Raw genomic sequence first — 25,615 nt, 5'->3', positions numbered from 1 at the left:
CGGGCATTTTCCCGGGGATAATCGTCATGTTTTATTAAAAATTGATGTAATTGCGAAACGGTTATGCGGCCATTCCCGTAGTAAACGCTATACCAACCGATAAGGAGGAGCTATCAATGCTGAGAAAACTGCTAAGCAAAGTGCTTCATTCGGTCGATCACTCCACCCATAGAGGCCGCCGCTATTCGAGCAGCCATAAGGGCAGGCAGAAGTATGGGAGGCATTCCAGCAGCGGCTACTATGGACGCAATTCATCGGACTCGCGTCACGGCGGAAGCCGCTATGGACACGGCCATTACAAGAATCGCTACGGAAGCTCCAGCTAATCCCATGAAAGGGCTGACCCTTGTGCTTGTGTGTCTAACCCAAAAAAGAAGGACCCGCTCACGCCGCAATTCGCGGCTGGCGGGTCCTTCATCATTCTTCATGTTGTGTTCTGTTACTTCAGGGTAAGCTCCAGAAGTCTGGCTGTGATTCCCGGAGGAATCGCAGCCTTCAGCGTCCCTTCCTCCGCTCTCCACTCCAGGCTGCAGCCATGCTCGCGGGGATAGATACAGGATACTTCGGCCTCCCTGCCCGCCAGCTCCTTCAGCTTAAGCTCGGCGGCAGGCTCATCCCCGCCGGTTCTCCAGAGGGCGATGTAGCGGCGGTCGCCCCGTTCAAGGCCGAGACTGATCCAGCCGCTTGCGGCATCCGGCAGCCCGAGCGGCCAGAACGGCAGCGCTTCGACGATGTCGCTCCGGAGGCGCTTGTACAGGTCTAGCGCCTCCTTGACAAGTCCGCGGCGGCGCGGGCTGAGCTCCGCGAGATGGCCGCTCTGATGGACGCGCAGCAGCAGCGCGTTCACCATGTTGAAGATGACCTCCTCATCATCGCCTTCCCGCAGAGGATAAGACCATACCGCCGCCTGCTCCGGTGTTAGCGCGGCAGGCGCTCCGGCAGCGATTGAAGCGAAGTTCACATAATTCTCCTGATCGCTCGTCGATTGAATGCTGTGGCGGCTCAGCATCGCGTAGTCCATCCGCATTCCGCCGCTGGAGCAGTTCTCGATGACCAGCTCCGGATACCGGGCGAAGACGCCGTCAATCCATCGGAGATAAGCCTGGTTATGCTCAAGCAGACCGGCGCCATAGCTGTCAGCGTCCGATTCCGTGCCGATGCCTGCATTGATGTTATAATCCATCTTGATATAGCCGACGCCGTATTCGTTCACCAGCCGGTCGATCACCGAATCAGCATGCGCGATAACCGCCGGATTCCGGAAATCGAGCTGATATCTGCTCCGGTCCATCACCCGCCGGCCGTGGCGCATGAAGAACCAGCTGTCGTCCGTGTCAGCCAGCTTCGGACTGTTGATGCCCATAACCTCGATCTCCAGCCAGAGACCGGGGATGAGACCCTTGCTCCGGATGTAATCGAGCACGTATTTGATCCCTTCCGGGAAGCGTTCCTTGGAAGGCATCCACTCTCCTACGCCGTCCCACCATTCTCCGGGAGCATACCAGCCGGCATCGATGCAGAAGTATTCGCAGCCGATATCCGCCGCAGCGTCAATAAGCGGCAGCAGCTTCTCCGTTGTGGGGTTGCCCCACAAACAGTTCATATAGTCGTTGAAGATGACGCGCAGCAGGCGGTTGTCATCATTCGGTCTGCGGATTACCCGCCGGTAAGCCGTCAGCGCTCCCGCCGCCTCCCGAAAGCCGCCCATGGCTGATCCTACCGCTACAGGCACGGAGAGGAACTCTTCCCCGGGCGCCAGATTCAGCCACCAGTGATTGTCATGCTCCGTCGGTCCTCCGGCAAGCAGCGTCAGCTGATCATACTGGTCGGTCAGCTCCCAGTGCCAGGAGCCGTTATGCTCGATCTGCCAGAACAGGCTCGAGCCATGCTCCTTGTTGGTCATGACCGCCATCGGCATAAGTTCCGCAGCAGACCAGGAGCCGGTATTGCTGGCGGCGATCCGCTTCGAGCCGCGGTCCGCCAAATGGGACATGCCGAGCTCGGGCAGCGTGTAGGTCTTCCACTGCAGCTCGCTGGACCAGCCGCTGTGGCCGAGCGTCACTTCCATCTTCCCGCTGCGGTCGCCTGCGCCTTCCTTGTCCGCGCCTGTGAGCGCAAAGGACGAGACATACTCCACGCCAAGCGAAGCTTCGCCGCCGTTAGTCAAGGTTGTCCAGCAGCGGACGACAGAAATACCGGTAAAGAACTGGATATGCTGAACCGCCCGAAGCCCGGTAACCGGGTCTTTGAGGGTAATTTCAAGCTTGCGGCCGCTCTCGCCGGCCGTATCGCGGTGTCCGTCATACACCATGCGCAGGCCCGGATACGAAGCGCGGTGCGTCCGTCCGTGATATTCCGCCCGGTCCTCGCCGGACAGCTGGACCTCCAGCAGACGGAACCCCGGTCTATTCTTATCTTGAATGCTGCCTTCTGTATAAGGGAAGGCGCCAAAATGCAGCAGACGGACATCCCCTTCGTGGATTTCCAGCTCCAGATGCAGCCCGTTCTCGGCAATGCTGATTCGTTCGCTCATGTATGTGTCCAACCTTTCGCCATGTGAATATTGAATACGCTATCATGTCCGAGTTATTTTACAACAACCCGTTCACCCTGTCATTGTCGCCTGTTGCTCTCTCTTGTCTACTATTATCGTGTCGCGGTGTCAATGCCAAAAGCGGGCTGACAGCCGGCGAAGCCGAAGCTTCGCGGCGCGCGCCCGCGTTTACTTAGTGGAATGATGTGGGATTACCGATTACCAATTGCCGCTTACCGATTAAGCCTACTGCGCGGAACCGAACTGTATCCAGGCTTTCTGGATTTCGTCGATCGTCTGGTCCTTCGTCTTGCTGCCGCCGATATAAGCCTGCATCAGCTCGCCGAATTTCTGGTGGAACGTGTCGAGCGAATAGTTAACCGACAGATCGCCGGATTTCTCGGTCTTGAGAATTTCCTCCATCTGCTTCGGCATATCCAGATCCGGCAGCGGAGCATCCTTGATCGGAGGGATAACCTTCGCTACGCCGGAGAACCAGTTCTTGCCGTAATCGGAAGTATACAGCCAGTTGAAGAACTCGATTGTCTCTTTGGCTACCTTCGAGTCTTTGTTGATCCGCAGCGCCTGGTCGGCACCGGTAATGATGACCGCCTGCTCCGGCTTGTCGCTGACAGGATAACCCGCGATGCCGAGTTCAAAGTCGGGAGCGATCTTCTTGATCGCGTCTTCGTCCCAGGCTCCCTTGCCGGTCATAAAGGCAGCCTTGCCGGAAGCGAAATCGCTGATTTCCGCGTTGCTGTCGCGTTCGAGCGGTTTGTCCGTTCCGTGCTTGACGGTTGTATCGATAAAGTCGAAGAAGTTGTTGTACAGCACCGGGTGGTCCTTAAAGGTCGTCTTGCCCGCAATGAAGTCGGAGACGAGGGTCTTGGCATCGGTACCGGCATCCTGGGCCGCAGCATCCACAAAATGCTGGAAGACATGCTTCCATACCCACCATTCTTTATAGGCATTGGCGAAAGGCGTAATTCCCTTTGCTTCCAGCTTCGTGATGTCCTCGTTCAGCTCGGTCAGCGTCTTCGGCGGATTCTGAATGCCGGCTTCGGACAGCAGCTTCTTGTTATAGATCAGGACGAAAAGGTTGCCTTTGACCGGAAGTCCGAGCACCTTGCCGTCCGAGGAGGTCATATTGGCCCGCACGGCATCCGTCATGGCGGCAGCGAGCGGCTCATTTGTCAGGTCCGCGCTGTATTCCGCGAATGTGTCGATATCTCCTCCGGCGGTCGTCTGGAACACATCCGGCGTGCTGCCTGCGGCGATGCGGGATTTCAGCACGGTGTTGTAGTCCGCCTGCATGATCTCCAGATTGATGGTCACGTTAGGCTTGACCTTTTTGTACTCGGCAATATAAGCATTGAAAGCATCGGTGTACTCGGGAGAGGCGGTGAACATGTTAATGGTGACAGGCTTGTCGGAAGCGGCGGAGCTTGCGGCTCCGGAGCCGGCTCCCGCGGTCGCCGAGGCATTCCCGCCGTTGTTGCCGCTGCCTCCACAGCCGGCCAGAAGGCCGCCTATCAACAGCACACTGGCGGATAAGGTTATACTTTTTTCCAACATCTTGTTGCCCCCTTTTCCTCATGCATCTTGGTCTTCGAGGTCAATTCTAAATAAATTGCGACAAGATAAGAATGTAGATAAGTGAAGAGATAGGGGTAAAAAAGTGTATTTTTGAAAGCGGTTCATTTTTGTGCGGTTGGAAGAATGGACCGGTATTCCGAAGGCGAGCAGTCAAAGTAATTGCGGAACGCCTTGCTGAAATAATTTTTGTCCCGATAGCCCAGCATTTCAGAGATTTCCTGGATTTTCAGATCCGGGTCTCCGAGCAGCTCCTTCGCCTTGTCCATTCTCACCTTCTGCACGTATTCATGAATGCCGTAACCGTAGCGGGCCTTAAACAGCTTCATCAAATATTCCCTGCTCAAAAAATACTTGTCCGTGAATACGGAAATTTTGATGTCTTCGTAATAGCGGTTGTCCACATAGGATTTGATCTGCTCCAGCACCTCCGGCGCGTTGCCCGAGGAGGTTCGGGCCACATCACCATAATGAAGCTCCAGAATCCGGTACAGGAGCGACTCATATTCCTCGAAAGAGGCGTACTCTCCGCCGTAGCCGCCGCCCTCTCCTTCGTTCTTCGCCGGACGGGTTCCCCGGTCGGCCGAAGCCCCCAGCTCAAGCGTCATATCCTGCAGCAGAATCGTGAATTCCCGGAGCGCGCGGTCGGCGTCTCCCAGGGTGAATGAACCGGTATCGCTCCATTTCTTGAGGTACTCACCGACGACACTCTTGGCCTGGTTCAGCCCGCCGTTCTCCAGCGCTCCCCGGATCAGCGGCATCCGTGCGGTCAGAGACGGAGCATCGGCCGCAGGCTTCCGGTCCACCGCCGCCGGGCTCCCTCCCCCGTCCCGTTTCAGCAGATTGATGCCCTCAAGCGCCGTTCTTGCTTCTTCATAGGAGGGGGCAAGCTCCAGGCAATCGCCGCAGGGGCTGCCAAGACCGGTGAAGGCCGCCGCGCCCAGCAGCTCCTTCAGCGCCGCCGCAGCCCGGTTCATATAGCGGCGGGAGTAATACGCCGCGTCACCCGTGCTGACGGGAGCGATCGTCAGAATGACCGCGAAATCACGGTCTCCCCGGGTACCGGGCGCAGCGAAGCTGAATCCTTCAATGCCGTCGTCGCCAATTCCGCCGATGACGTTGGTCACCGCGAAATGCAGCAGATCCCGGTCCCCATTAAAGCGCCCCCGTGCGATCGCATCGAGATTCATGATCCGTACGAGACCGGCGGCATACCGGCTTCCCGGTGTCCGGCCTCCGATCAGCGGCAGCAGGCCCTCATTCGCAGAGGCCTTGAAGGTCCGCCGGATGATCGAAAGGTACAGCTTCTCCTTCAGCTTGGGCAGCGACATATTAAGCGTGATGTTCCGGCTGATGAACTCGCTCTCCTTCCGGCGCTTGGCCTCCAGCACATCGACCGCCTTGCGCAGAGCCGTGTTCAGATCGGTCCGGTTCACCGGCTTCAGTAAATAGTCCACAACCTTAGAGCGGATTGCCTGGCGCGTGTATTCGAAATCGTTATAGCCGCTGATCACGATGGTCAGCAGGTCGGGGAATTCCCGTTCGGCGATCTGCAGAAATTCGGCGCCGCCAAGCTCGGGCATTTTCATATCCACCAGTGCAATATCGATCTTCCGGCTGCGCAGCATGTCAAGCCCGGAGCGGCCGTCCACCGCTTCCAGCACCTCTTCCACTCCGAGACTCTTCCAGTCCCCCAGAATCCGAATCGCTTCGCGCAGCGGTTCTTCGTCGTCGATAATCAGTACATTAAGCACGGGTAACCCCTCCTATCGGTAGTTTCATAGACATGACGGTTCCATCCGGTCCACTCTCGATCTCAAGCCCCGCTTCCTCGCCGTACAGCAGCTTCAGCCGCATATCCAGATTGCGCAGTCCTATTCCGCCGCCTGAACCGTCCGGTTCCATTTCCCCGTGCGCCTCCCAGGATTTGCGCAGCGCGAGTCTCACCTGCTCCAGCCGCTCCGGCGAAATGCCGGGGCCGTCGTCATGCACCGTTATGGCGGCTGTGCCGCCTTCGGGTCTCGCCGATATCGTAATGGTGATCGGACTCGAAATCCGTTCCAGTCCGTGCTTGATGGCATTCTCGACCAGCGTCTGCAGCGCCAGCTTCGGCATGCTGAGCTCCATCAGGCTCTCGTCCCAGTCGTAGGCCACCTGCATTCTGCTGCCGAATCTCGCCTTTTGCAGCGCCAAATAGCGTTCGATATGCTTCAGTTCCTCCCTGGCAGTCACTGTCTCTCTGCCGCTGACGCAATAGCGCAGCGTAAGGGCCAGATTATCCACCATTTCGACGATGTCCGCGCTGCCGTTCTTCAGCGCCCGGGTGGAAATCGCCTGCAGGGCGTTATAGAGAAAATGAGGGTTGATCTCCGCTTCAAGCGCTTTCAGCACGGCGTTCTTCTCCGCGATTTTCAGCTTGAACCGCTCGTTGATCAGCTCATTGGTCTTCTTCACCATTTTATTGAAGTGCATGGACAGATAGGCGATTTCATCCCTGCCTTTGACCTTCGCCTCCGCATTGAAGCTTCCCTGCCCGAACCGTCGCATCTGCAGGGACAGATCCTTCAGCGGACGGGTGATCCGGGTGGAGATGACTCCGGTCAGCACGATGGACATCGCGAGAAACAGCAAGCCGATGATCAGGCTCCATCTCCGGGTGGTCGTGGCGGCCTCATAGATCATCCTGTAAGGGATCGGCTTCACCAGCTTCCAGCCTTGGGCGCTGCCGGTATTGGCGATGACGAGATATTTCTCGCCGCTGTCCTCCAGGACAAAGCGCCCTTCCCCCCTATTCAACGAGGAGAGCAGCCCCGACTGCACACTGTGGTTGTAGAAACCCTTGTCGTCGACGATGAAAGGAGCGTTGTCCGGTCCCAGCAGCAAAAGATGCTGTCCTGTGCTAAAGGGAATATCCTTCAGGATTTCATTCGCGCCGCTTGAATTGAAGTAGAGGGACAGCACGGCTTCCGGCTCTCTCGTCACAATAGAGCGGAACAGGCGATGGTATCCCATGAAGCTCCTGCCGGGATGAACCGGATAATCCGCCGGGGATCTCAGCGCAGCTCCGCCATCTCCCGCTCCCAGAAGAGATTGATAGGAACGGTTGGACGGGCTTCCAAGCGCGCTTTTGTACCAGGGAAGATTCTCGATGGACGGGTGCTCGGCGACCCTCACCGTAATATTATAGTTTTCCTTGGTGACCCAGTAATATTTATGTTCCTTGAGAATATAGAGATAAATCGTCTCCAGATCGCTCCGTGAAAAATACAGATTCTTCAAATAACTCTCCAGATACATCTTGGAGGCGTAATCCTGCGTCTCATACAGCAGCGCATAGTTGAATTCATCGTAGGAAATCTGCGGCAGCGACAGCTGCTCGATTCCTTTCAGATAACTATCGAAATTGCGCCCGACCAGCAGTAGATTATTGTCTGTACTGGCGATGCTGCTGTTCACGGATTCCCTTCTGAGCATGCTGTAGGAGATAAAGGTCAGGGAAGAAACGACCAGAACGATAATGATGGTGAATGTCAGGATCAGCTTGTTCGCCAGCCTCCGGGTTACCGGCTCGAACCAGTCATCCAGCCTTCGCAGGATTTGATTTCTCACTTGTGAGCGCCTTCTTTCTTCTGCATTCCGTTCACCTTTTTACCCCTAACTGTCCTCTTAAATCCATTTCTGCGGCAGCTCAGGGCGCTCTATAATACAGCTATGGTACTCCATATAGACTAACCTTAACGGTTAGGCGTGGCAAGATGTAATCGCATTCATTTCACTACCAAAAAGAGGTGCAGCCATGTTGAAATCATTAGGCAAAAGCTTGCGGGGCAGATCAGAGTTCGGCCTGTTCACCCTGCCTGTCATGATCTGTATTGTCGTCGCCTTCTACATTCCGTTCGCCATGACCATCCGCTACTCTTTGACCAAATGGAACGGCATTTCGAAGCATCCGGCCTTTATCGGACTGGATAATTTCAAGCAGATTTTCATGGGGGACTCCAATTTCTCGAACGCAGCCTGGTTTACTGTCAAATACGCCATTCTCTACATCGTGCTTGTCAATGTGCTGGCGATTGCGCTCGCGCTCGTGCTGGACATGAAGCTGAAGACGACCTCCTGGCTGCGGGCAGCTTTCTTTATTCCGTATATTCTCAGCCTGGTTATCGTCGGGTTCATCTGGAAATTCATCTTCATGCAGGGCTTCAACTCCTTCGGCGAAAGTACTGGCTGGGGAATATTCGATCTAAGCTGGCTCGGCACGCCGGGACTAGCCTTCATCTCCATTCTGCTCGTTTCGATCTGGCAGTCGATCGGGTTCTACCTGGTCATATATATCGCGGGTCTCCAGTCCGTACCGGATGATCTGAAAGAAGCCGCCACCGTGGACGGCGCCGGTCCGTTCCGGAGATTCTGGAGCATCACGCTTCCGCTGCTCGCGCCTTCGGTCACGATCTCGGTGTTCATGGCATTAACGAACTCGATCAAGGTGTTCGACGTCATTCTGTCCCTGACAGGCGGCGGACCTGGCGGCACGACCTACAGCATCGCCTACGACATCTATCGCGATACGTTCCAGAACAATCTGTACGGCTACGGAACAGCCAAGGCGCTCATTCTGTTCGTGGCAGTGCTCATCGTAACGATGATCCAGTTGGCCTTCTTTAAACGCAGAGAGGTGGAAGCCTGATGAATAAACCCTATACACCCAGCAATTCGGCCAAGCTTCTTCAGACTCAGAGAGGTGAGAGAGTGAAGAATAAATCGTATTCGCCGGGCAAAATCGCGCTCGAGGCCGTCATGGTCATCCTGTCTCTCCTGTTCCTCTATCCTTTGTTCCTGACGCTCATCAACTCGCTCAAAAGCTTCAGCGAAGTCATGACGGACGTTATCGCGCTGCCCAAGCATCTGGCATTCGATAATTACTCCTATGTATGGAAGTTCATCAACTATCCGAAGCTTTTTCTTAACAATCTGGTCATTACGGTAATCGGCCTGGCGGGCATTGTGCTGGTATCCTCCATCGCGGCCTACAAGCTGGCCCGGACCAAATCCCGGCTCAGCGGCTTCATCTATATTCTGTGCATCATGCCGATGCTCATTCCGTTTCAGTCCATTATGCTGACCGTGCTGCAGCTGGCCAAAAATCTGGGCCTGTCCGAGAGCACCTGGGGACTCGGCCTGCTGTACTGGGGCTTCGGAGCGCCGCTTGCCGTCTTTATCTACCACGGATTCGTCAAGGGTATTCCCCGGGAAATTGACGAGAGCGCCACGATGGACGGCGCTTCCGGATTCCGGCTGTTCTTCAGCGTCATCTTCCCGCTGTTGAAGTCGGTAACCACCACAATTATCATTATCGACGTTATGTGGATCTGGAACGACTTCCTGCTGCCCCTGCTCATGGTCAACGGATCGCCGGATACGAAGACGCTTACACTTGCAGCCTATACCTTTGTCGGCCAGTACACATCCGACTGGCAATATGCGATGACCGCGATGGTCATGGCGGTGCTGCCTTCCATCATCGTCTTCATCTTCCTGCAGAAGTACATTGTCAAAGGCGTGGTCGCCGGAGCCGTTAAAGGCTGACTTCCCTTTGAAGCGCAAACAGACTCTCCGCTTGTTAGTTGCGGAGAGTCTGTTGTGTTGTTATAGGCAGCCTCGCCGGGAGTTGATCGAGTATACCATCAAGTCGGAGTTTCCAGAAGTCTGGAGTTTCCGGAAAGTTGGAAGATGCCCGGAAGCCCCAGCCCCGTATACCCCCTTGCCTAGTATACCTTCTTGTATTCCCTGTCTTCCTTGAGAATTTCAACCGCTTCCCGGAATCGTTGGGAATGCACAATTTCCCGCTCCCGCAGAAATTTGAGACTATCCATCAAGTCCACATCATCGGTCATGTTGATTAGCCACTGATATGTAGCCCGCGCTTTCTCTTCCGCCGCGATGTCCTCATACAGATCGGCAATCGGGTCGCCTTTGGCCTGAATATAGGCCGCTGTAAAGGGAACTCCCCCCGCATTCTCGTAGAACAGCGCCGAATCATGATTCACGTAATGGGCGCCTAATCCGGCTTGCTCCAGCTGCTGTGGCGTCGCATCCTTCGTCAGCTTGTAGACCATCGTCGCGATCATTTCCAGATGGGCGAGCTCCTCCGTGGAAATATCGGTGAGCAGCCCGATAATTTTGCCCGGGATCGAATACCGCTGGTTCATATAGCGGAGGGCGGCGGCAAGCTCCCCGTCCGCGCCCCCGTATTGCTCGATCAGAAATTTCGCCATCCGCGGATCGCATTTGCTGACCCGGACCGGATACTGCAGTTTTTTCTCATAGATCCACATGCGTTAACCTCCTCCTTCGTTAACAGTCTCTACACCTGCCACGGCCAAGGCGGCTCGTTCCATTCCCATGGGCATTTGGAATAGGCCCGCCCGAAGTTCTGCAGAGGGCCGTACAGCTCCTGGAATTGTTTGGCGCACCGCGTGCGTTCCTGAGTCAGCTGGTTGAACTGTGTAATGGCCTTGAGATCGGTCGGGTGGGTATCCAGATAGAGATTTAGCTCCACCAGAGCGAAATCCAGCGTCTGCAGCTGCTCCAGCATCTCATAATATCGGGGATCGCAGGGAGTCGGTTCCATGGACTAGTTGCCTCCTCTCTCTTGCGGGCAATACGAGCTGGACAGCGCAGGCCACAGCGTTCCCTGCTTCAGCGCTTCCGGCAGTGAGAACTGCGGAAGATTCGGGGGCTGAAAGCCAAGGAACAGATGCGGCGGGACGACGTACGTCTTGCAGAGTATGGGCGGACAGGGATCGAACGGACCCGCATATACCGGGTAGACGCGCTCCTGCATGCTCAGCGGGATTGCCATGTTTGGAGCCTGAGGCATACTCGCCATGCTCGGAGCCTGCGGCATACTCGGCATGTTCGGCGCTTGCGGCATATTCGGCATATTCGGCATGTTCGACGCTTGCGTAATCATCGGCACTTCCTCCTTCGCTTCCCCGGCCGTGCCGGATAGGCGGAAGCCGGGTTATCTTCGTATTTAATCTATGAAGCCCCTCCTCCAAACAGAAGCGAACGCACAAATAAACCCGGCTTTCACGTCAGTTGACATGAAAGCCGGGCCTGTGTGTCTGGGTTTGTATGCTTGTATAAGTGTTATCCGGAATTATGAGCGGCGCTCCGCCCTTTATTCGTCCTCTCCCTGCGCCTCGTCAAGCTCCTTGCCGGGCGCAGGCGGCTCCCGGTGAATATTGATTCGGGTAATCCGCAGCCGGGTAGCCTCCTCAACCTCGAAGATGACATGATCCAGAACTTTGCGCTTGCCCTTGGCCGGATTGCCTTCAAGCTCCTTGAACAGCCAGCCGCCGATGGAGTCGACCTCATCATCTTCAATCTGTATACCGGTCAGATCATTGACATCCTCGATCAGCATACGGCCGTCCACCGAGTAGGAGCCGCCTTCCAGCTTCTCGACGCTCGGGCGTTCGTCCTCGAACTCATCATGCAGATCGCCAACGATTTCCTCCAGAATCTCTTCCGCTGTCAGCAGCCCTGCGGTTCCGCCGTACTCATCCACCACGAGCGTCATCTGGGAATGGTTCTTCTGCATTAGACGAAGCGCATGGCTGATTTCAATAGATTCCGGCACATTCAGAATCGGACGGACCAGCTTCGCCAGGTCGCTCTGCTGCTCCGGCGAAGCGAGCAGGAAATCGGTGATATGGACGAAACCGATAATCCGGTCCTTGTCCTCGAACGCCACCGGATAACGCGAATGCTTCGTTACTGACACAATTCTGAGGTTCTCTTCCACCGACAGATTCGTGTACAGGCAGTCCATATCGGTGCGGGGCAGCATAACCTCGCGGGCAAGCAAATCGGAGAACTCGAAGATGTTATCCATCAGCTTCATTTCATCCTTGTCGATGACCCCGCTCTTGGCGCTCTGATTCATCAGAATACGGATTTCCTCCTCGGAATGCGCAGCCTCCGCTTCGCTTGCCGGTTCGACGCCGACCATGCGCAGCAGCGCGTTGGCTGAAGCGTTCAGCACCCAGATGAACGGAAAGAACAGCTTATAGAAGAACATCAGGGGAGCCGACAGCAGCAGCGCCGTGCCTTCCGTCTTCTGGATGGCCAGCGACTTGGGAGCCAGCTCGCCAAGTACAATATGTAAGAAGGTAATGATACAGAAGCCTATAACGACCGATACGGTGGAAATAAGCGCGTGGTCGGTGACCCCGAGCTTAAACATAAGCGGCTCGACCAGAAGTTCGGATATTGCCGGTTCGCCGACCCAGCCGAGTCCCAGCGAGGCGAGCGTAATGCCGAATTGGGTTGCCGACAGATAGGCGTCAAGGCGATGGTTCACCTTCAGCGCATAAGCCGCCAGCCGGTTCCCTTCGGTCTGAAGCTGGGTTAACCGGGACTGGCGCACCTTCACTAGCGAGAATTCCGCGGCCACAAATACACCGTTTAAGAAGACGAGCACCAGAACGAGCAGAAGATTGAGTACTAAGCTTCCTATCTCAAATTCCGTATGCACCACGATAACAACGCCCCATTTCTACAGAGTGATCGCTTTTCTCGATTTAAAATCCAGATTTTGATAGTACATATCTTTCACCAACAGATTGGGACCGCAGCATCCGGCGGCTTCGCAATGACAGTTCACCGTCTGGTTCAGTGGATGCCGGTCCAGCCATTCCGCAAAAATATCATCCAGCTTCCGCGCGGCGATATTGCCGAAGGCGGGAATATCGGCGAAGTCCGTCACGAATACATCTCCGGTAAACAGATTGACATTGACGCGATTCCGCCCGTCCGGATCGTTCCGCACCGTTACCTTCTTCTCTGATCTCAGCCGGCGAATCAGCTCCAGATCACGGCCTTCCTCACTGCACGCGAAGAAAGGCAGCGTCCCGAAGAGCATCCACATTTCCGGGTCGCGGGTGTCCAGCAGCTCGTGGATGGCAGCGGCCGTCTCGGCCAGGGACAGCATCGGCAGCGACGAGGCGAAGCTTGACGCGTACATCGGATGAACCTCATGTCTGCGGCAGCCCATTTCACCGATCAGCCGGTGGATCTCCGGCAGCTTCCGGTGCGTCCGGTAGTTGATCATCGACTCCGCCGAAATGAACATGCCGTCAGCGCTGAGCCGTTCGGCGTTCGCAATCATCGTGTCGTACAGACGGTAAGCCGCTTCCTTGGCGACGGGATGAGCGCTGCCCGCGAAGCCGACTTCGTGAAAATCGTCGCCGTTCACATAATTGAATGAAATATGCATGACGTCCAGGTAAGGAAGCAGCTTCTCATACCGGGAATAGGGCATCGTCAGATTCGAGTTGATCTGCGAACGCAGCCCTCTGCTCTTGGCGTATTGAAGCAGCGGAACGATCACCTCGTCGACAGTGGAAGCACGGAACATCGGTTCACCGCCGGTAATGCTGATCGTCTCCAGATGTTCTACTTCTTCCAGCCGATCCAGCATCGTCTTCAGCGGCAGCATTTCGCCTTCCTTCATGGTTAGACTATCTCCTACCGCACAGTGCTCACAGCGCATATTGCACAGATTGGTGACGGTCATTTCCACACTGGTCAACGTATGTCTTCCATACTTGCGCAGGGAGACGATCGGGTCCCACGGATCATATTCCGGCGACAAGCCGCAGACTTGAGAGGTTTCAGATTGAATAGCTTTCATAGGCGTAACTCCTTCAGATGCAGTAGCTTATTCTCATTATTAACCCAAAAAAGTGCCGGGCTTCTCGGTTTTACTTGATATCATACCACGAACGGAGTGAAAAACCCCAATTTTGCCAGGGAACGCAAAAGCAGCCGGAAGCGGGAACTTCGAAGTCCTCCTTGGCGAAGGCTTCATTGTTCACGGTTCCCGCTGCGTGCAGGGCAGCTTCCGGCGGTACTACCGCCGGATGTTCGGCGCTTTCCGCCGCTATTCCATCACTCCGGAAATCACGACGGACAAAACTTGACGCAGATCGATTTCATAGGGGACAATCGGCTCGTTGTCCGGTCCCGTATTGACCCGCACGACCGGTCTGTGCGGAATGCTGGGGTCGATTTTGACGACAACGCCCCGTTCTCCGGTGCTGAGGTTGACGGTAAGGCCGATCGGATAAATGGCCACCCGGTCCCGGAATATTTCGAGCTGCTTCTGCTCGTAGAGCGTTCCCGAGCCGACATACAGCGCCTCGACCGCTTGATGCGGCAGCATGGCTCTTTTATAGACCCGGTTGGAAGTCATGGCGTCGTAGGAATCGGCAACCCCGATCCACTTCGCATATTCGTGAATTTCCGGTCCTTTAAGACCTCTCGGATAGCCCGAGCCATTAATCCGTTCATGATGCTGCAGGGCGCAGTGCGCGGCCACCAGCGGGATGTTGGGCTCATCCTTCAAAATGTTGAATCCAATCTCGGTGTGCGCCTTCATGTGCCGGAATTCTTCATCGTTCAGCATCCCCGGCTTCTGGACAATTTTGACCGGAATCTGGGTTTTGCCAATATCATGAAGCAGGGAGCCGAGACCGAGTGTCTTAAGCTCGTTCCTGCCGTAGCCGTATGCGATGCCGAGAACAAGGGAGTACAGACACACATTCAGCGAATGAATGTACAGATAATTGTCGGTGGTATGCATGTCATGAAGCATGATCATGGGATCTTCCTGAAGGGACATATCGTCCAGGATTGTGTCCATGACTTTGGAGAATTTTTTGTCCAGGTGGTAGAACCCTTTGGTAATGCCCGAGCTGTTCGACATGTCCTGAAACTGGCTGCGGATTGCCTTCAGCGCCTGATTTCGGGTTTCGTCATGCAGCATCTCGGGAATTTCGATGTCATCTGTCAGTTCATCATGTATGTATACATAACCGATATCCATGGCAGAAAGACGGCTAATCAGGGAAGCGGTAAGCTCCACCCCGTCCGCGAGCAGCACCAGGCCTTCATCGTTATAAATTTTTTTGCCCAGCTTCATGCCCTCCTGAAGCCGATTGATGGGTACCAAACGCAAATGGGCTCACTCCTGCCTAACGGTAATAAGGTGCCTAACTGATAATCAACATCTCTTCCTCAACCATACCGTTACTGCCGCATGCGGCAAGGGGTGTCGGGTAGGCCCGGTTAGCCGGGCGATTGCCTCGGCCGCAAGGACCGGAATCAGCGCATAATGAACAGCCAGAAGAAGGCTGCAAGAATGAAACGGTAGATGGCGAAATGAGTCAGCCGGATCTTCTGGATAAAGTGCATGAACAGCATAACGACCACATAGGCCACAACGAACGAGACGACGAATCCGATGGCAAACATCACGAAGGTGTCCCCGGTAATTTCTTTGTAGGAATCCAGCAGTTCATAACCGGAAGCCGCACACATAATCGGGATCGCGATGAGGAACGAGAAATCGGCAGAGGCCTTGTAGCTGACCCCGCTCAGCATCCCGCCGGAGATGGTCGATCCGGAACGCGAGAAGCCGGGCCACAGGACGGAGATAATCTGGTACAGGCCGATTGCCAGCGCCTGACCGTAAGAGATGTCATCCATTTCCTGGGCGGTGATGCGGACCTTCCGCTTGTTAACCCACTCTGCCACGATCATCAGAATGCCTCCCGCGACAAGCGCCCACACCACGGTGCTTGCGCTGAACAGGCTCTTGATAAAGTCCCGGGCGAAGAACGCTACGGCGAGCGCCGGTACAATCCCGAGCAGCACGTGGATGAGATTGAGCCGGGAACGAGGCATTACGCCTCCTCTGTCGCGTGATCGTCCGATTCCCAGCAGATTCAGAATGCGCTGGCGGTAGACGACCGCAATCGCCAGAATGGCGCCAAGCTGAATGACAATTTCGTAGGTCTTCATTAAATTGTCCTGCTCGCTGAAACCGAGAAGCTTCGAGGTCAAGATCATATGACCGGTAGAGGAAACGGGAATAAATTCGGTAATACCTTCGACAATTGCCAAAATTACAGCTGTAATAGTATCCATATCGGCCTCCTAAACAATTATATGTAGGTTACCGGCCTGACGGGCTCCGCCGGCCGGTCTTTCCAGCAGGAAGGCTTTGGACGCTCAGAGCGTCGTTCCTGCCTTCCATCTGGGAATGCGGCATTCTTCCAGGCTGCCCGGTCTCTGCAGTTCGAGCCGAAGCAGATCCCGCAGAAAGTTAGGGAGAAGAACCCGCACATCCTTCCCTTCGGCGATGGATTCATAGCCGAGCCGGAAGGTGAACATGTCGATCGTTCCGACCGTGTAGGTCTCTTCATCCTCAAGCGGCTGCCCTTCGACAAAAACTGCAACATTGTCATCATAAGGCATGGCGGCCGGATCGTACAAGATGCTTAATCCGTCAACTGCCAATCCGCCGAGATATTTGCCGCGAAATCCGTATCCGAAAATAGGCTTCTCCCGGAACTCGGCACTGAGGCTCTGGCTGAGGGCAGTCCTGATCTCCCTGCCCTTCAGCGTCATGATGCATGTATTGATCGGAGAAGGACACAGGCTATGCAGCATGCCGGTTGTAATCTCCCCTTCAGGTAGCGGTCCCAGCAGCTGGCCAGAGTTGACCAGCGAGAACCGCGCTCCTGTAAAACGCCGGATCGATTGCGCCAGCAAATTGGCGAAGGGCGAATCCCCGCTGTCGTCCAGCTCAAGGCTCCGGTCCGTAATAACGACCGTCTCGCGCAGCGCTTCCCTGCCATGCTCCAGCGACAGCTGCGCCGCCGCCGACACCTCCTCGTCCCGGGCGGCGGGATCGACAGCCAGGCATGATCCTCGGGTGTAGCGGAATGGCTCTCCCGGAGCTTCGCGTTCAAACACGAGACGCCCGAGGTAGCGTCCGAATTTACCCGCTCCGCATACGGCCGTTCCGCCGATCATCAGCGGTTCTTCAAGAAGATGATGCGTATGTCCGCCCAAAATGGCGTGAACGCCCTCCCCCTCCAGCCGCTCCGCCAGCTGTTTGTCGGCAGGCAGGCCCAAATGGGACAGGATCACGAGAAGATCCACCTGAGGGGCAAGCAGACGGCACTGCTCCCGCAAGCATTCTTCCGGCTCCAAGGCGTCCCAGCCGAGAAGCGAATAGAAGGAAGTGAACGGAACGGTAGCGCCCGTCACTCCGATCTTCACCCCGCCCCTCTCCAGGATGGCATGTCTCTTCATCCACTTCGGCGGCTCACCCGTGGCACTCTCTACAAAGTTGCAGCATACGACCGGACACAGAATTCCCGCATAGGCGGCCGCCAGCATGTCGGCGGAGAAGGTAAGGCCTTCATTGTTACCGATCGTTACAGCGTCATAGCCGGTAAGATTAATCATATCCACGTTGGCTTGCCCGCGAGTTCCTTCGGTCTCCGCCGCCACCCTGTCCATATGGTCGCCTATGTCGAACAGCACCACAGGACCGCTGCCTGCTCTCCTCTGCCCTGTTACCATAGAAGCAATCGGGCTCATCCAATCGAAGTGGCTATGAATATCATTGGTATGTAAAATCGTAACTCTCCCGGTTTCAAGCCTCATCTTCCAAGCTCCTTCCGGCCGTACCGCTCATCCCCCAAGGGGGCGGCGGGCTATTTTGTCTATAGTGCCTAGCATAACATTTTCAAAGCCATTATGGTATATTGTAGTCACTATGATCATTTCGAGGTGAATCCAAGATGCACATTTCAATTCGACTTTTTGCGGGTCTGGCCGAAGCTATCGGTTCCCAGGCACTCCGCTTCGAGGTGGACGAGCACTCCATTACCGCCGGCAGGCTTAAAGAGCTGCTGTCCTCCTCGTATCCAGAGGCTGCAGGCCAAATCTCCGTTTCGATGGTAGCGGTCGACCGTGAATACGCGCCTGAAGACACCGCGATCACCGAAGCCTCGGAAGTCGCCCTGATTCCCCCGGTATCCGGCGGCGAGCCCTCCCCTACAGAGGGGGCTTCGCCGGAGAACGGCTTGTACATCTTGACGGAGGAGCCCCTGCAAGCGGAACAGATCCTGGATAAGGTGCTGGACAAGAATCATGGTGCTTCCCTGGTCTTCGTCGGAACCACCCGAGAAATGACCGGCGAGGAGCGGACAGAGGTTTTATTTTACGAAGCTTATGCCCCAATGGCCCTCGCCAAGCTTGAAGAAATCGGCCGAGAGGTCCGGGAACGCTGGCAGGGCAGCTGCGCTATCTCCCACCGCATCGGGTCCGTCGCCGTGAAGGAAGCGAGCGTGATCATTGCCGTATCCGCCCCTCACCGTGACGCCTGTTACGAAGCCAGCCGCTTCGCAATCGAAGAGCTTAAACGCATGGTTCCCATCTGGAAGAAGGATATCGACCTGGCAGGCGGAACCTGGAAAGGCGCCGACGCGAAGTTCAGCGGCCTGTGGCCCAATCCAAATTGCTGATATGCGATAGAGCATCTTCCCGATTTCCAGTTAGTCCATATTAATATGACAGGCAGAGGTGGCATTGAATTTGAAAGTGCACGTCACGGATCTTAAGCCCGGCGACTGTTTGAAGAACGATACGTTCAACAGCAAGGGCCTTCATGTATTATCCAAGGGGACTCAGCTGAAGCTTGAGGATATCAGCAGGCTGTTCCAGCACGGTGTGGATTATGTGGACATTGATGGTCCTGCAGAGCAGGCCGCTTCGTCTCCATCCATTATCCGCAACGTCGCCGCCAATTTCGACCAGACGATCCAGGGCTTTGAATCCCTGTATATGGAGGCGCTGGCCAAGGGCAATTTCAACCAAACGATGGTTGACGATATTTTGCAGCCGCTTCTCAGCTCGCTTGACCAGCACAAAGATGTGGTCACACTGCTTCTGCTGCTGGACCGTGACGATGAATATACCTATACCCACTCTCTCCAAGTCGGCATGCTAAGTTATTATATTGCATCATGGCTTGGATATTCCAAGAATGAATGCTATCAAATATCGCGGGCCGGTTATCTGCTGGATATCGGCAAATGCCGGATTCCGGCCGACATTCTGAACAAGCCTTCCAAGCTTACGCCGGAGGAATTTGAAGAGATCAAGAGACATACTACTTACGGCTACGAAATCATCCGCAGTTCCATGTCTGACCACAGCACAGCGCTTGTAGCCCTTCAGCACCATGAACGCGAGGACGGCTCCGGCTATCCCGCCCAGCTTCTTAAGAGCGAAATTCATCCCTATGCCCAAATCGCCGCAATCGCCGACGTCTACAGCGCGATGACGACAGCCCGGGTCTATCAGTCGAGGCAGGAATTGATCACCGTTCTGAGAGAGCTTCACAATTTAAGCTTCGGCAAGCTGAACGCCAAATCCGTACAGGCCTTTATCCAGCATCTGATGCCCAATTTTATCGGAAAAAAAGTGCTTCTCAGCACCGGCGATATGGGCGTCATTATTCTGAATAATTCGATCGATGTCTTCCGTCCCCTTGTACAGAGCGGGAGCCGCTTTATCGATTTGTCTCGCGAACGGCATATCACCATTATTGAAATTTACATGGAATAACGCATGGATCAATAAGAAAGAGGGGTTCTCGACAGTCATCAGTGATGACTTCCGGGATCCCCTCTTGTTATGGTTGTTGGTCAACATCTGATGAAAAATAATCATCCCGGACAGCCCTTCCTATTATAGAAGGAAGCCGCCGGGAATACATTTACAGAAACCGGAACTGCGCTTCAATCAAACCGTTGTATATGCCTCCCCGCTTCGTCAGATCGTTATGGGTGCCGGTTTCTTTTATTTCCCCATGATCGAGAACGATGATATTATCCGCATGACGGATTGTGGACAAGCGATGCGCCACGATAAAGGAGGTGCGTCCCTGGAGTAGCACCTTCAGCGCTTCCTGGATCTTCAGCTCCGTCTCGGTATCGATGCTCGCCGTCGCTTCATCCAGAATCAGAATGCGCGGATCGGCAAGCAGGGCCCTCGCGAAGGATAACAGCTGGCGCTGGCCCATGGACAGCGCGCTGCCCCGCTCCTCTACCTCGGTATCGTAACCGGACTTCAGCTTCATGATAAACTCATGTGCGCCAACGGCTTTGGCCGCTTCCTCCACCTCCCGGTCGGTGGCCTCCAGCCGCCCGAAACGGATATTGTCCCGAATCGTGCCCGAGAAGATGAACGTATCCTGGAGCACGATCCCGATCTGGCTGCGCAGACTCACCAGTGTAACGTCCCGGATATCCATGTCATCGATGGTAATGCGGCCTCCCGAGATATCGTAGAACCGGCTAATCAGGTTGATAATGGTGCTCTTGCCTGAACCGGTGTGTCCGACGAGAGCGATCGACTGGCCTGCATGGACGTCCAGATTGATTCCTTTAAGGGCCGCACGGCCCGGTTCATATTCGAAGCTGACATTCTCAAAGCGGATATCCCCGCGGATCGTAGGAATTGGCTTGGCATTTGGGCTGTCCTTCACCAGAGGCTCTTCGTCCAGATATTCGAAGATACGCTCGGAGGAAGCCATAGCCACCAGCAACTGGTTGTATGTCTGACCCAGCCGGTTGATCGGGTCCCAGAAGTTGCTGACATAGGTGCTGAAGGCAACCAATATGCCAACCGTCAGGCTTCCGGTCTGTATGAGATAGGCCCCGAACCAGAACAGGATCAGCGTTCCAAGCCCTCCAGTAATCTCGATAATTGGCCCGAACCCCTGGTTGAGCGCCGATGCCTTGTCCCAGGACTTTTTGCTGTCTTTGTTCATCGCATCAAAGTAGAGCATATTCTCATGCTCCTGGGTATAGGCCTGGGTTACCCGTATCCCCTGAATAGACTCATTCAAATGGGAATTGATCCGTGAAGTCTTGATCCGGACCTGCTGCCAGGCCAGGCGAATGGTCTTTCTGAGCTTGGTGGACACAAGGAACATGATCGGCACCGTGATTATTACGGCGAGTCCCAGCTTCCAGTTAAGCAGCAGGAGGATAATGATGATTCCCGCCAGTTGAACGCAGTCAATCACCGAGTTGACGACCCCGTTCGTGAAGAGATCCTGCAGTGAATTGATATCGTTCGTCACCCGCACGAGCACCGAGCCGGCCGGCCGCTTGTCGAAGAAGTTAAAGCTCAGCTTCTGGATATGCTTGAACAAATCCGCCCGAAGATCGTAAATGACCCGCTGACCCATCAGGTTGGTGTACTTGATCCGGAATACACCGGCAATCCATTGGATGAGAAACAGAAGAATGACACCCGCCGTAATTCCGTACAGCATGGTAAGGCTCGGGCTGCCCGTCTTGGGCGCGATTGCCTTATCGATCGCAAGGCTGGTCAGGAACGGAACCGTCAGCTTCGTTATGGTTCCCAGCACCATCATCAACAAAACGATCGGCAAAATCTGTTTCGCATACGGTCTCATGTAGCCGAACAACCGGCTGAACTGCTTCCAGTCGAATGCCTTGTCGATGGCATCGTCATCTTTATAGACAAATCTTTCGCCCAGTTCAGGCTCTCTAGGTTCAGAGCGTTTATCATTCTTGCTCTGTACCATTAAATCGCTCATGCTAATTCTCACCCCCGGCCTGTCGCTTGAGATAGTCGGCGTATTGAATCCGGTATACGTCGCGGTAAGGACCGGGAACCGAGATCAATTCGTCATGTGTACCGCGCTGCACCACTCTTCCCTCATCCATGACAAGAATGAGATCCGCATGCCGCAGCGAGGAAATCCGGTGCGCGATAATCAGCGTCGTCCGGTCCCGCATGACTTCCTGGAAGCCCGACTGGATTTCATGCTCCGTCTCCATATCAACCGCGCTCGTTGCATCGTCCAGTACGAGAATCCGCGGGTTCGTCAGCAGCGCTCTGGCAATCGCGACCCGCTGCTTCTGACCGCCTGACAGACCGAGGCCGCGCTCTCCGACAATGGTATCGTAGCCTTCCGGCATTTCCATGATGAAATCATGCGCTTTGGCCAGCTTGGCCGCACGAATGATTTCTTCCATGGAGACATCCTTCAGCCCGTACGAAATGTTGTTCCGGATGGAGGACGAGAACAGGAACGTCTCCTGGAATACGGCGGCAATCTGCCCGCGCAGCTCTCTGACGCCAAGATCTCTAATATCTGCGCCGTCCAGGCGGATGACCCCTTCATTCACGTCATAAGCCCGCATCAGCAGCTGAATAACCGTTGATTTCCCTGAGCCGGTTCCACCCAGAAAGCCGATAACCGAGCCCGGCTTGGCTTCAAAGTTCAAATCGGTAACAGCCGGGAGCTTGTTTCCGTACGCAAAGGTAACATGATCAAACACAATATGCCCTTTCACACCTTCGGTCGGCAGCTCCACCGTCTCCGGCTTATCCCGCACATCGATCGGATGATTGAGAACCTCAAGCACCCGCTCTCCGGAAGCCTTCGACTGGGTGTAGTTGTTAATATGGAAGCCGAGCCCCCAGACCGGACCGATAATGTACCAGATGAGACTAAAAAAGGCGACAAGCTCGCCCAGCGACATCGATTCCTTAATAACCAGCGTTCCGCCTACACCGAGCAGGATGGCGATACAGGCGCATGCCAGGAACTCCATAATCGGAAAGTACCTGCTCCACAGCCCTGCGGCTTCAAGCTGGTTATCCTTATAGCGGTCGTTGCGTCCCGAGAACTTCTTCACCTCATACGGCTCCCGGGCAAAGGATTTGACCGTCCGCACACCCGTAACATTCTCCTGTACGACGGTCGTCAACGCGCCGAGCGCAAGGCGCATTTCCTGAAACGCGGGATGAATGCGGGACTCGAATCTAAAAGCCACCGCTGCCAGCAGCGGCATTGTAATCAGCGTAATAAGCGTTAACTGCCAGTTCAGAGAGAACATGACGATGGAGCCGAACAGCACCATGAAGAATACGTTCAGCAGCTGGGCGAATCCGAAGCCGATGAACAAGCGGATCGCTTCCAGATCTCCGGTCAGCCGGGACATCAGATCCCCTGTCTTCGCGGTATCATAATAGTGAAATGACAGATATTGCAGCTTCTCATAGCAGGCGTTGCGCAGGCGGTAAGCCAGAAAATTTCCGAGCCTCCCTCCGAAAAATCCGTGCCCGAACTGCAGACAAGCCTTGACGAACACAACCCCCAGAACAGTCAGCGCCAAAGTAGGAACCTGATCGAATTTCATAGGAACAATCACCTCATCGATCAGCTTCCTGAGCAGATTAGGTGTAATCAATCCCACTCCGGTTGCAGCTGCCAAGCATATAATCGATAAATACAAAAAGTGCAGCCTCTCCCGGTAAAAGCCCCGCAGTTGCCTAAGAACCTCCATGTCTCTCCTCCTTTGTTTCACATTTCCTTGAAATTTAGCGCTTTCTTTTCATGGTGACTTTAAGCAGTTTAACATCGCTCTATGTATGGAGCAAAGCCCAAAAACATTCAAAAATCACTTGATTCAAGGAATTACCGTACTAAGGATTTCCTGGGTCCCGTTACATTCATGGATTCCTTCTATTTCCTCCGGATTACTGGATAATCCTCAACCTGCACAAAGGCGGATCACCACGTCTGTCCAAAATGCAAAAAGCAGGCTGTCCGCTTTCCTCAAACCGGGAAGCTGCCTGCTTCTCTCAATCTCCGTTATGATTCTTTTATTTATCAAATTGATTACATTGAGGGACTCGTGTTCTCAACCGCAATCTGCCAAATCACACCATACTGATCCTTGAGCTGGCCGAACAGGTCTCCCCAGAACTGTACCTTAAGACTTTCGATCACCTCTCCACCGACTGCAAGACGGTCAAATGCGGCATAAGCCTCTTCCTCGGTCTCGAAAGACAGATAGAAGAAAGCGCCGTTACCCCGCTGAATCGGCTCTCCGATTGAGTCACAGGCATAGAAGAGCACGCCGCCCGCCGTAAAGGTCATATGCATGATTTTGTTCTTGTCCTTCTCCGGCATATCGCTCCAGGGACCAGCTTCATAGGTCACCATATTCAGTATTTCTCCACCCAACGCTTCGGTGTAAAACGCCGCCTGACTTCTAGCATCCTCACAATTCAGATAGATAACCAGCTTCGCCAATGCGCTCAGCATCCTTTCACAGTGGATTAATTGATTCTCCTTTTTCAGTATATACTAGAACAAATGTTCGTGTAAAGCATGAGTGTTGGAACCGGAGAAAAATCTAATTTTCCGCATACAATACAGCCCGCTAAATGTGACTCATAGCGGGCTGCCGCTAAATCCAGTGTTAACACAGCGGCGATTTTCATTTTGCCTCCGGCTCTCACAATCATGTTGGTGGCCTGAGTTCTCACTGCCGCTCACACTGCTCACACTGTCGCCTCCTTGGGCGCTGCTATTTTCCATCAGCTGCTTCTGCTCTGGATGTCCCACAGCTTGGCGTAAAGTCCGCATGTCTGAAGCAATTCCTCATGCCGTCCCTGACTGACCACCCTGCCTTTGTCCAACACGATGATGTTATCCGAACGGACGACCGTCTTCAGCCGGTGGGCAATCATGACGACGGTGCGCCCCTTCACAAGCCGGTTGATCGCCCGCTGCATATCGGCTTCGTTCTCCGGATCAAGCGAAGAGGTCGCCTCGTCGAGCAAAATAACCGGTGCATTCTTCAGGATTGCCCTGGCAATCGAAATCCGCTGCTTCTCGCCGCCGGACAGGTAGATCCGCCTTCTTCTACGGGCGTGTCGTAGCCAAGCTCCAGCTTCATAATAAAATCGTGGCAGCACGCCTCCCGCGCAGCCGCCTGGATTTCCTCCTGCGTAGCGTCCTCCCGGCCATAGCGGATGTTATTCCGGATCGTGTCCTGGAACAGGTACACATCCTGGAACACCATCGATATATGTTTCATTAGCTGTTCGGGCTCCGCCTGGCTCTGATCTGTACCGCCAAACCATATTTTGCCGCCCTGCGGGTCGTAGAAGCGGGTAATCAGACGAAGCATCGTGCTCATGCCGCTGCCCGACGGTCCTACGATGGACGTAAGCGTCCCTTCCTTCATGTGCACAGACACATCACTCAATACGGGGTGCTGGCTGTAGCCAAAGGTAACATGCTCAAAGCGAATATCATGGTCTGTTCCAGTCAGTTTGTCACCACCCATAACCGGCTGCTCCAGCAAGCTGACAATGCGCTCACCCGCCATGGCATCATACTTGAACGCAGGGAGGCGTACGCTGGATGAGACATTCGTTATTCCGAAGAAGCAAAACTGGACTGCACCATTTCGGCTTTTACCGGTACAAGCGATCCGGAGGCGAGCCGGGAAGGAATGGAGGCGTGGAGCAGCTGTTGCGATGGGCCGTTTACAATTGAAATGATTGAAGGCGGGCATTTTTTTATCAAAACAAATAAAGCTCCCCTGCTGTCCTCACTTGCCTCAATCATTCGGCAGGATATGGAGCGGGAAGCGTAACTTGTGCCGGTAACTGGAAGTTTTTATGGGTCAACCAAAAAAGTGGTGGGCAAACAAAAAACGTGTTCGGGCGTCTTGAGCATGGAAGCATCAAGATCACCACGGACACGTATTTGTACATCAG

At 54.7% G+C, this 25,615-nt stretch carries 22 protein-coding genes and 1 pseudogene; 6 read left to right on the top strand and 17 right to left on the bottom strand.

What is annotated here, in order from left to right:
• The first annotated feature begins 116 nt into the window (after nucleotides 1-116).
• Nucleotides 117-326, top strand: a complete 210-nt coding sequence (locus tag PSTEL_RS09415) for a hypothetical protein (protein ID WP_038694828.1) — start codon at nucleotides 117-119, stop codon at nucleotides 324-326.
• Between the two features lie 113 nt (nucleotides 327-439).
• On the opposite strand, the gene PSTEL_RS09410 is transcribed toward PSTEL_RS09415, so the two are convergent.
• The 4 genes from PSTEL_RS09410 to PSTEL_RS09395 form a co-directional block, all read right to left on the bottom strand.
• Complete coding sequence (locus tag PSTEL_RS09410; protein WP_038694826.1) at nucleotides 440-2,533, bottom strand: alpha-galactosidase; 2,094 nt, start codon at nucleotides 2,531-2,533, stop codon at nucleotides 440-442.
• A 246-nt stretch (nucleotides 2,534-2,779) separates the two neighbouring features.
• On the bottom strand, nucleotides 2,780-4,108 hold the full coding sequence (locus tag PSTEL_RS09405) for an ABC transporter substrate-binding protein (RefSeq protein ID WP_038694824.1): 1,329 nt from the start codon (nucleotides 4,106-4,108) through the stop codon (nucleotides 2,780-2,782).
• A 122-nt stretch (nucleotides 4,109-4,230) separates the two neighbouring features.
• Entirely contained in the window at nucleotides 4,231-5,880 is a 1,650-nt protein-coding gene (locus tag PSTEL_RS09400; RefSeq protein ID WP_038694822.1) for a helix-turn-helix domain-containing protein, read from the bottom strand.
• Nucleotides 5,873-7,735, bottom strand: coding sequence for a sensor histidine kinase (locus PSTEL_RS09395; RefSeq protein WP_245625118.1), 1,863 nt, complete (start codon nucleotides 7,733-7,735; stop codon nucleotides 5,873-5,875). Before PSTEL_RS09395 ends, PSTEL_RS09400 begins: the two co-directional genes overlap by 8 nt.
• Before the next feature lie 187 nt (nucleotides 7,736-7,922).
• On the opposite strand from PSTEL_RS09395, the gene PSTEL_RS09390 reads away from it, so the two are divergent.
• Entirely contained in the window at nucleotides 7,923-8,813 is an 891-nt protein-coding gene (locus PSTEL_RS09390) for a carbohydrate ABC transporter permease (RefSeq protein WP_038694820.1), read from the top strand.
• A gap of 110 nt (nucleotides 8,814-8,923) precedes the next feature.
• Entirely contained in the window at nucleotides 8,924-9,712 is a 789-nt protein-coding gene (locus tag PSTEL_RS09385; protein ID WP_052099193.1) for a carbohydrate ABC transporter permease, read from the top strand.
• Between the two features lie 179 nt (nucleotides 9,713-9,891).
• On the opposite strand, the gene PSTEL_RS09380 is transcribed toward PSTEL_RS09385, so the two are convergent.
• The 5 genes from PSTEL_RS09380 to yfkAB all read right to left on the bottom strand — a co-directional run bounded on the left by PSTEL_RS09380 (nucleotide 9,892) and on the right by yfkAB (nucleotide 13,826).
• Nucleotides 9,892-10,461 carry a manganese catalase family protein gene (locus tag PSTEL_RS09380; RefSeq protein ID WP_038694818.1) on the bottom strand — a complete coding sequence of 190 codons (570 nt, stop codon included), beginning with the start codon at nucleotides 10,459-10,461 and terminating at the stop codon, nucleotides 9,892-9,894.
• A 29-nt stretch (nucleotides 10,462-10,490) separates the two neighbouring features.
• Complete coding sequence (locus PSTEL_RS09375; protein WP_038694816.1) at nucleotides 10,491-10,757, bottom strand: spore coat protein CotJB; 267 nt, start codon at nucleotides 10,755-10,757, stop codon at nucleotides 10,491-10,493.
• 3 nt (nucleotides 10,758-10,760) lie between these two features.
• Nucleotides 10,761-10,970 (bottom strand): spore coat associated protein CotJA, encoded by a 210-nt coding sequence (locus tag PSTEL_RS09370; RefSeq protein WP_156996023.1) that lies wholly within the window; start codon nucleotides 10,968-10,970, stop codon nucleotides 10,761-10,763.
• Nucleotides 10,971-11,309: 339 nt separating this feature from the next.
• Complete coding sequence (locus tag PSTEL_RS09365) at nucleotides 11,310-12,668, bottom strand: hemolysin family protein (protein ID WP_038700503.1); 1,359 nt, start codon at nucleotides 12,666-12,668, stop codon at nucleotides 11,310-11,312.
• A 21-nt stretch (nucleotides 12,669-12,689) separates the two neighbouring features.
• Entirely contained in the window at nucleotides 12,690-13,826 is a 1,137-nt protein-coding gene (gene yfkAB, locus PSTEL_RS09360) for a radical SAM/CxCxxxxC motif protein YfkAB (RefSeq protein WP_038694814.1), read from the bottom strand.
• Between the two features lie 112 nt (nucleotides 13,827-13,938).
• On the opposite strand from yfkAB, the gene PSTEL_RS27575 reads away from it, so the two are divergent.
• On the top strand, nucleotides 13,939-14,115 hold the full coding sequence (locus tag PSTEL_RS27575) for a hypothetical protein (RefSeq protein ID WP_156995832.1): 177 nt from the start codon (nucleotides 13,939-13,941) through the stop codon (nucleotides 14,113-14,115).
• Here PSTEL_RS27575 and PSTEL_RS09355 read toward each other — a convergent pair.
• From PSTEL_RS09355 to PSTEL_RS09345, 3 genes are all read right to left on the bottom strand, one after another.
• Entirely contained in the window at nucleotides 14,076-15,152 is a 1,077-nt protein-coding gene (locus tag PSTEL_RS09355) for an HD-GYP domain-containing protein (RefSeq protein WP_038694811.1), read from the bottom strand. The genes PSTEL_RS27575 and PSTEL_RS09355 overlap by 40 nt on opposite strands.
• 146 nt (nucleotides 15,153-15,298) lie before the next feature.
• Complete coding sequence (locus PSTEL_RS09350; protein WP_038694809.1) at nucleotides 15,299-16,123, bottom strand: undecaprenyl-diphosphate phosphatase; 825 nt, start codon at nucleotides 16,121-16,123, stop codon at nucleotides 15,299-15,301.
• Between the two features lie 84 nt (nucleotides 16,124-16,207).
• Entirely contained in the window at nucleotides 16,208-17,653 is a 1,446-nt protein-coding gene (locus PSTEL_RS09345; RefSeq protein ID WP_038694807.1) for a bifunctional metallophosphatase/5'-nucleotidase, read from the bottom strand.
• Nucleotides 17,654-17,790: 137 nt separating this feature from the next.
• Between PSTEL_RS09345 and moaD the strand changes: the two genes are divergently transcribed.
• Entirely contained in the window at nucleotides 17,791-18,516 is a 726-nt protein-coding gene (moaD, locus tag PSTEL_RS09340) for a molybdopterin converting factor subunit 1 (RefSeq protein WP_038694805.1), read from the top strand.
• A 70-nt stretch (nucleotides 18,517-18,586) separates the two neighbouring features.
• Complete coding sequence (locus PSTEL_RS09335; protein ID WP_038694803.1) at nucleotides 18,587-19,621, top strand: HD-GYP domain-containing protein; 1,035 nt, start codon at nucleotides 18,587-18,589, stop codon at nucleotides 19,619-19,621.
• A 151-nt stretch (nucleotides 19,622-19,772) separates the two neighbouring features.
• Here the strand turns inward: PSTEL_RS09335 and PSTEL_RS09330 are convergent, their stop codons facing one another.
• The 5 genes and pseudogenes from PSTEL_RS09330 to PSTEL_RS27885 form a co-directional block, all read right to left on the bottom strand.
• Complete coding sequence (locus PSTEL_RS09330; protein ID WP_038700500.1) at nucleotides 19,773-21,614, bottom strand: ABC transporter ATP-binding protein; 1,842 nt, start codon at nucleotides 21,612-21,614, stop codon at nucleotides 19,773-19,775.
• A 13-nt stretch (nucleotides 21,615-21,627) separates the two neighbouring features.
• A complete protein-coding gene (locus PSTEL_RS09325) occupies nucleotides 21,628-23,385 on the bottom strand; it encodes an ABC transporter ATP-binding protein (protein WP_038694801.1) in 1,758 nt (585 codons plus the stop codon).
• A 335-nt stretch (nucleotides 23,386-23,720) separates the two neighbouring features.
• Nucleotides 23,721-24,137, bottom strand: coding sequence for a VOC family protein (locus tag PSTEL_RS09320; RefSeq protein WP_038700497.1), 417 nt, complete (start codon nucleotides 24,135-24,137; stop codon nucleotides 23,721-23,723).
• Between the two features lie 287 nt (nucleotides 24,138-24,424).
• A pseudogene (locus PSTEL_RS09315) lies at nucleotides 24,425-25,251 on the bottom strand (ABC transporter ATP-binding protein); the annotation flags it as partial.
• Between the two features lie 17 nt (nucleotides 25,252-25,268).
• Nucleotides 25,269-25,463 (bottom strand): hypothetical protein, encoded by a 195-nt coding sequence (locus tag PSTEL_RS27885; RefSeq protein WP_169744556.1) that lies wholly within the window; start codon nucleotides 25,461-25,463, stop codon nucleotides 25,269-25,271.
• Between the last annotated feature and the right edge of the window lie 152 nt (nucleotides 25,464-25,615).

This window comes from Paenibacillus stellifer (assembly GCF_000758685.1).
Taxonomy (GTDB): domain Bacteria; phylum Bacillota; class Bacilli; order Paenibacillales; family Paenibacillaceae; genus Paenibacillus_AQ; species Paenibacillus_AQ stellifer.
Note: the sequence above shows the minus strand (reverse complement) of the source record. Positions and strands in the feature narration are given on the sequence as shown.

What these genes read in the sequence shown, in the direction of transcription:
- PSTEL_RS09325 (WP_038694801.1), bottom strand. Translation starts at nt 23,385, where the DNA reads ATGGAGGTTCTTAGGCAACTGCGGGGCTTTTACCGGGAGAGGCTGCAC.
- moaD (WP_038694805.1), top strand. Translation starts at nt 17,791, where the DNA reads ATGCACATTTCAATTCGACTTTTTGCGGGTCTGGCCGAAGCTATCGGT.
- PSTEL_RS09370 (WP_156996023.1), bottom strand. Translation starts at nt 10,970, where the DNA reads ATGCAGGAGCGCGTCTACCCGGTATATGCGGGTCCGTTCGATCCCTGT.
- PSTEL_RS27885 (WP_169744556.1), bottom strand. Translation starts at nt 25,463, where the DNA reads ATGATTGAGGCAAGTGAGGACAGCAGGGGAGCTTTATTTGTTTTGATA.
- PSTEL_RS09385 (WP_052099193.1), top strand. Translation starts at nt 8,924, where the DNA reads ATGGTCATCCTGTCTCTCCTGTTCCTCTATCCTTTGTTCCTGACGCTC.
- PSTEL_RS09380 (WP_038694818.1), bottom strand. Translation starts at nt 10,461, where the DNA reads ATGTGGATCTATGAGAAAAAACTGCAGTATCCGGTCCGGGTCAGCAAA.
- PSTEL_RS09405 (WP_038694824.1), bottom strand. Translation starts at nt 4,108, where the DNA reads ATGTTGGAAAAAAGTATAACCTTATCCGCCAGTGTGCTGTTGATAGGC.
- PSTEL_RS09330 (WP_038700500.1), bottom strand. Translation starts at nt 21,614, where the DNA reads ATGGTACAGAGCAAGAATGATAAACGCTCTGAACCTAGAGAGCCTGAA.
- PSTEL_RS09410 (WP_038694826.1), bottom strand. Translation starts at nt 2,533, where the DNA reads ATGAGCGAACGAATCAGCATTGCCGAGAACGGGCTGCATCTGGAGCTG.
- yfkAB (WP_038694814.1), bottom strand. Translation starts at nt 13,826, where the DNA reads ATGAAAGCTATTCAATCTGAAACCTCTCAAGTCTGCGGCTTGTCGCCG.
- PSTEL_RS09350 (WP_038694809.1), bottom strand. Translation starts at nt 16,123, where the DNA reads ATGGATACTATTACAGCTGTAATTTTGGCAATTGTCGAAGGTATTACC.
- PSTEL_RS09345 (WP_038694807.1), bottom strand. Translation starts at nt 17,653, where the DNA reads ATGAGGCTTGAAACCGGGAGAGTTACGATTTTACATACCAATGATATT.
- PSTEL_RS09375 (WP_038694816.1), bottom strand. Translation starts at nt 10,757, where the DNA reads ATGGAACCGACTCCCTGCGATCCCCGATATTATGAGATGCTGGAGCAG.
- PSTEL_RS09415 (WP_038694828.1), top strand. Translation starts at nt 117, where the DNA reads ATGCTGAGAAAACTGCTAAGCAAAGTGCTTCATTCGGTCGATCACTCC.
- PSTEL_RS09390 (WP_038694820.1), top strand. Translation starts at nt 7,923, where the DNA reads ATGTTGAAATCATTAGGCAAAAGCTTGCGGGGCAGATCAGAGTTCGGC.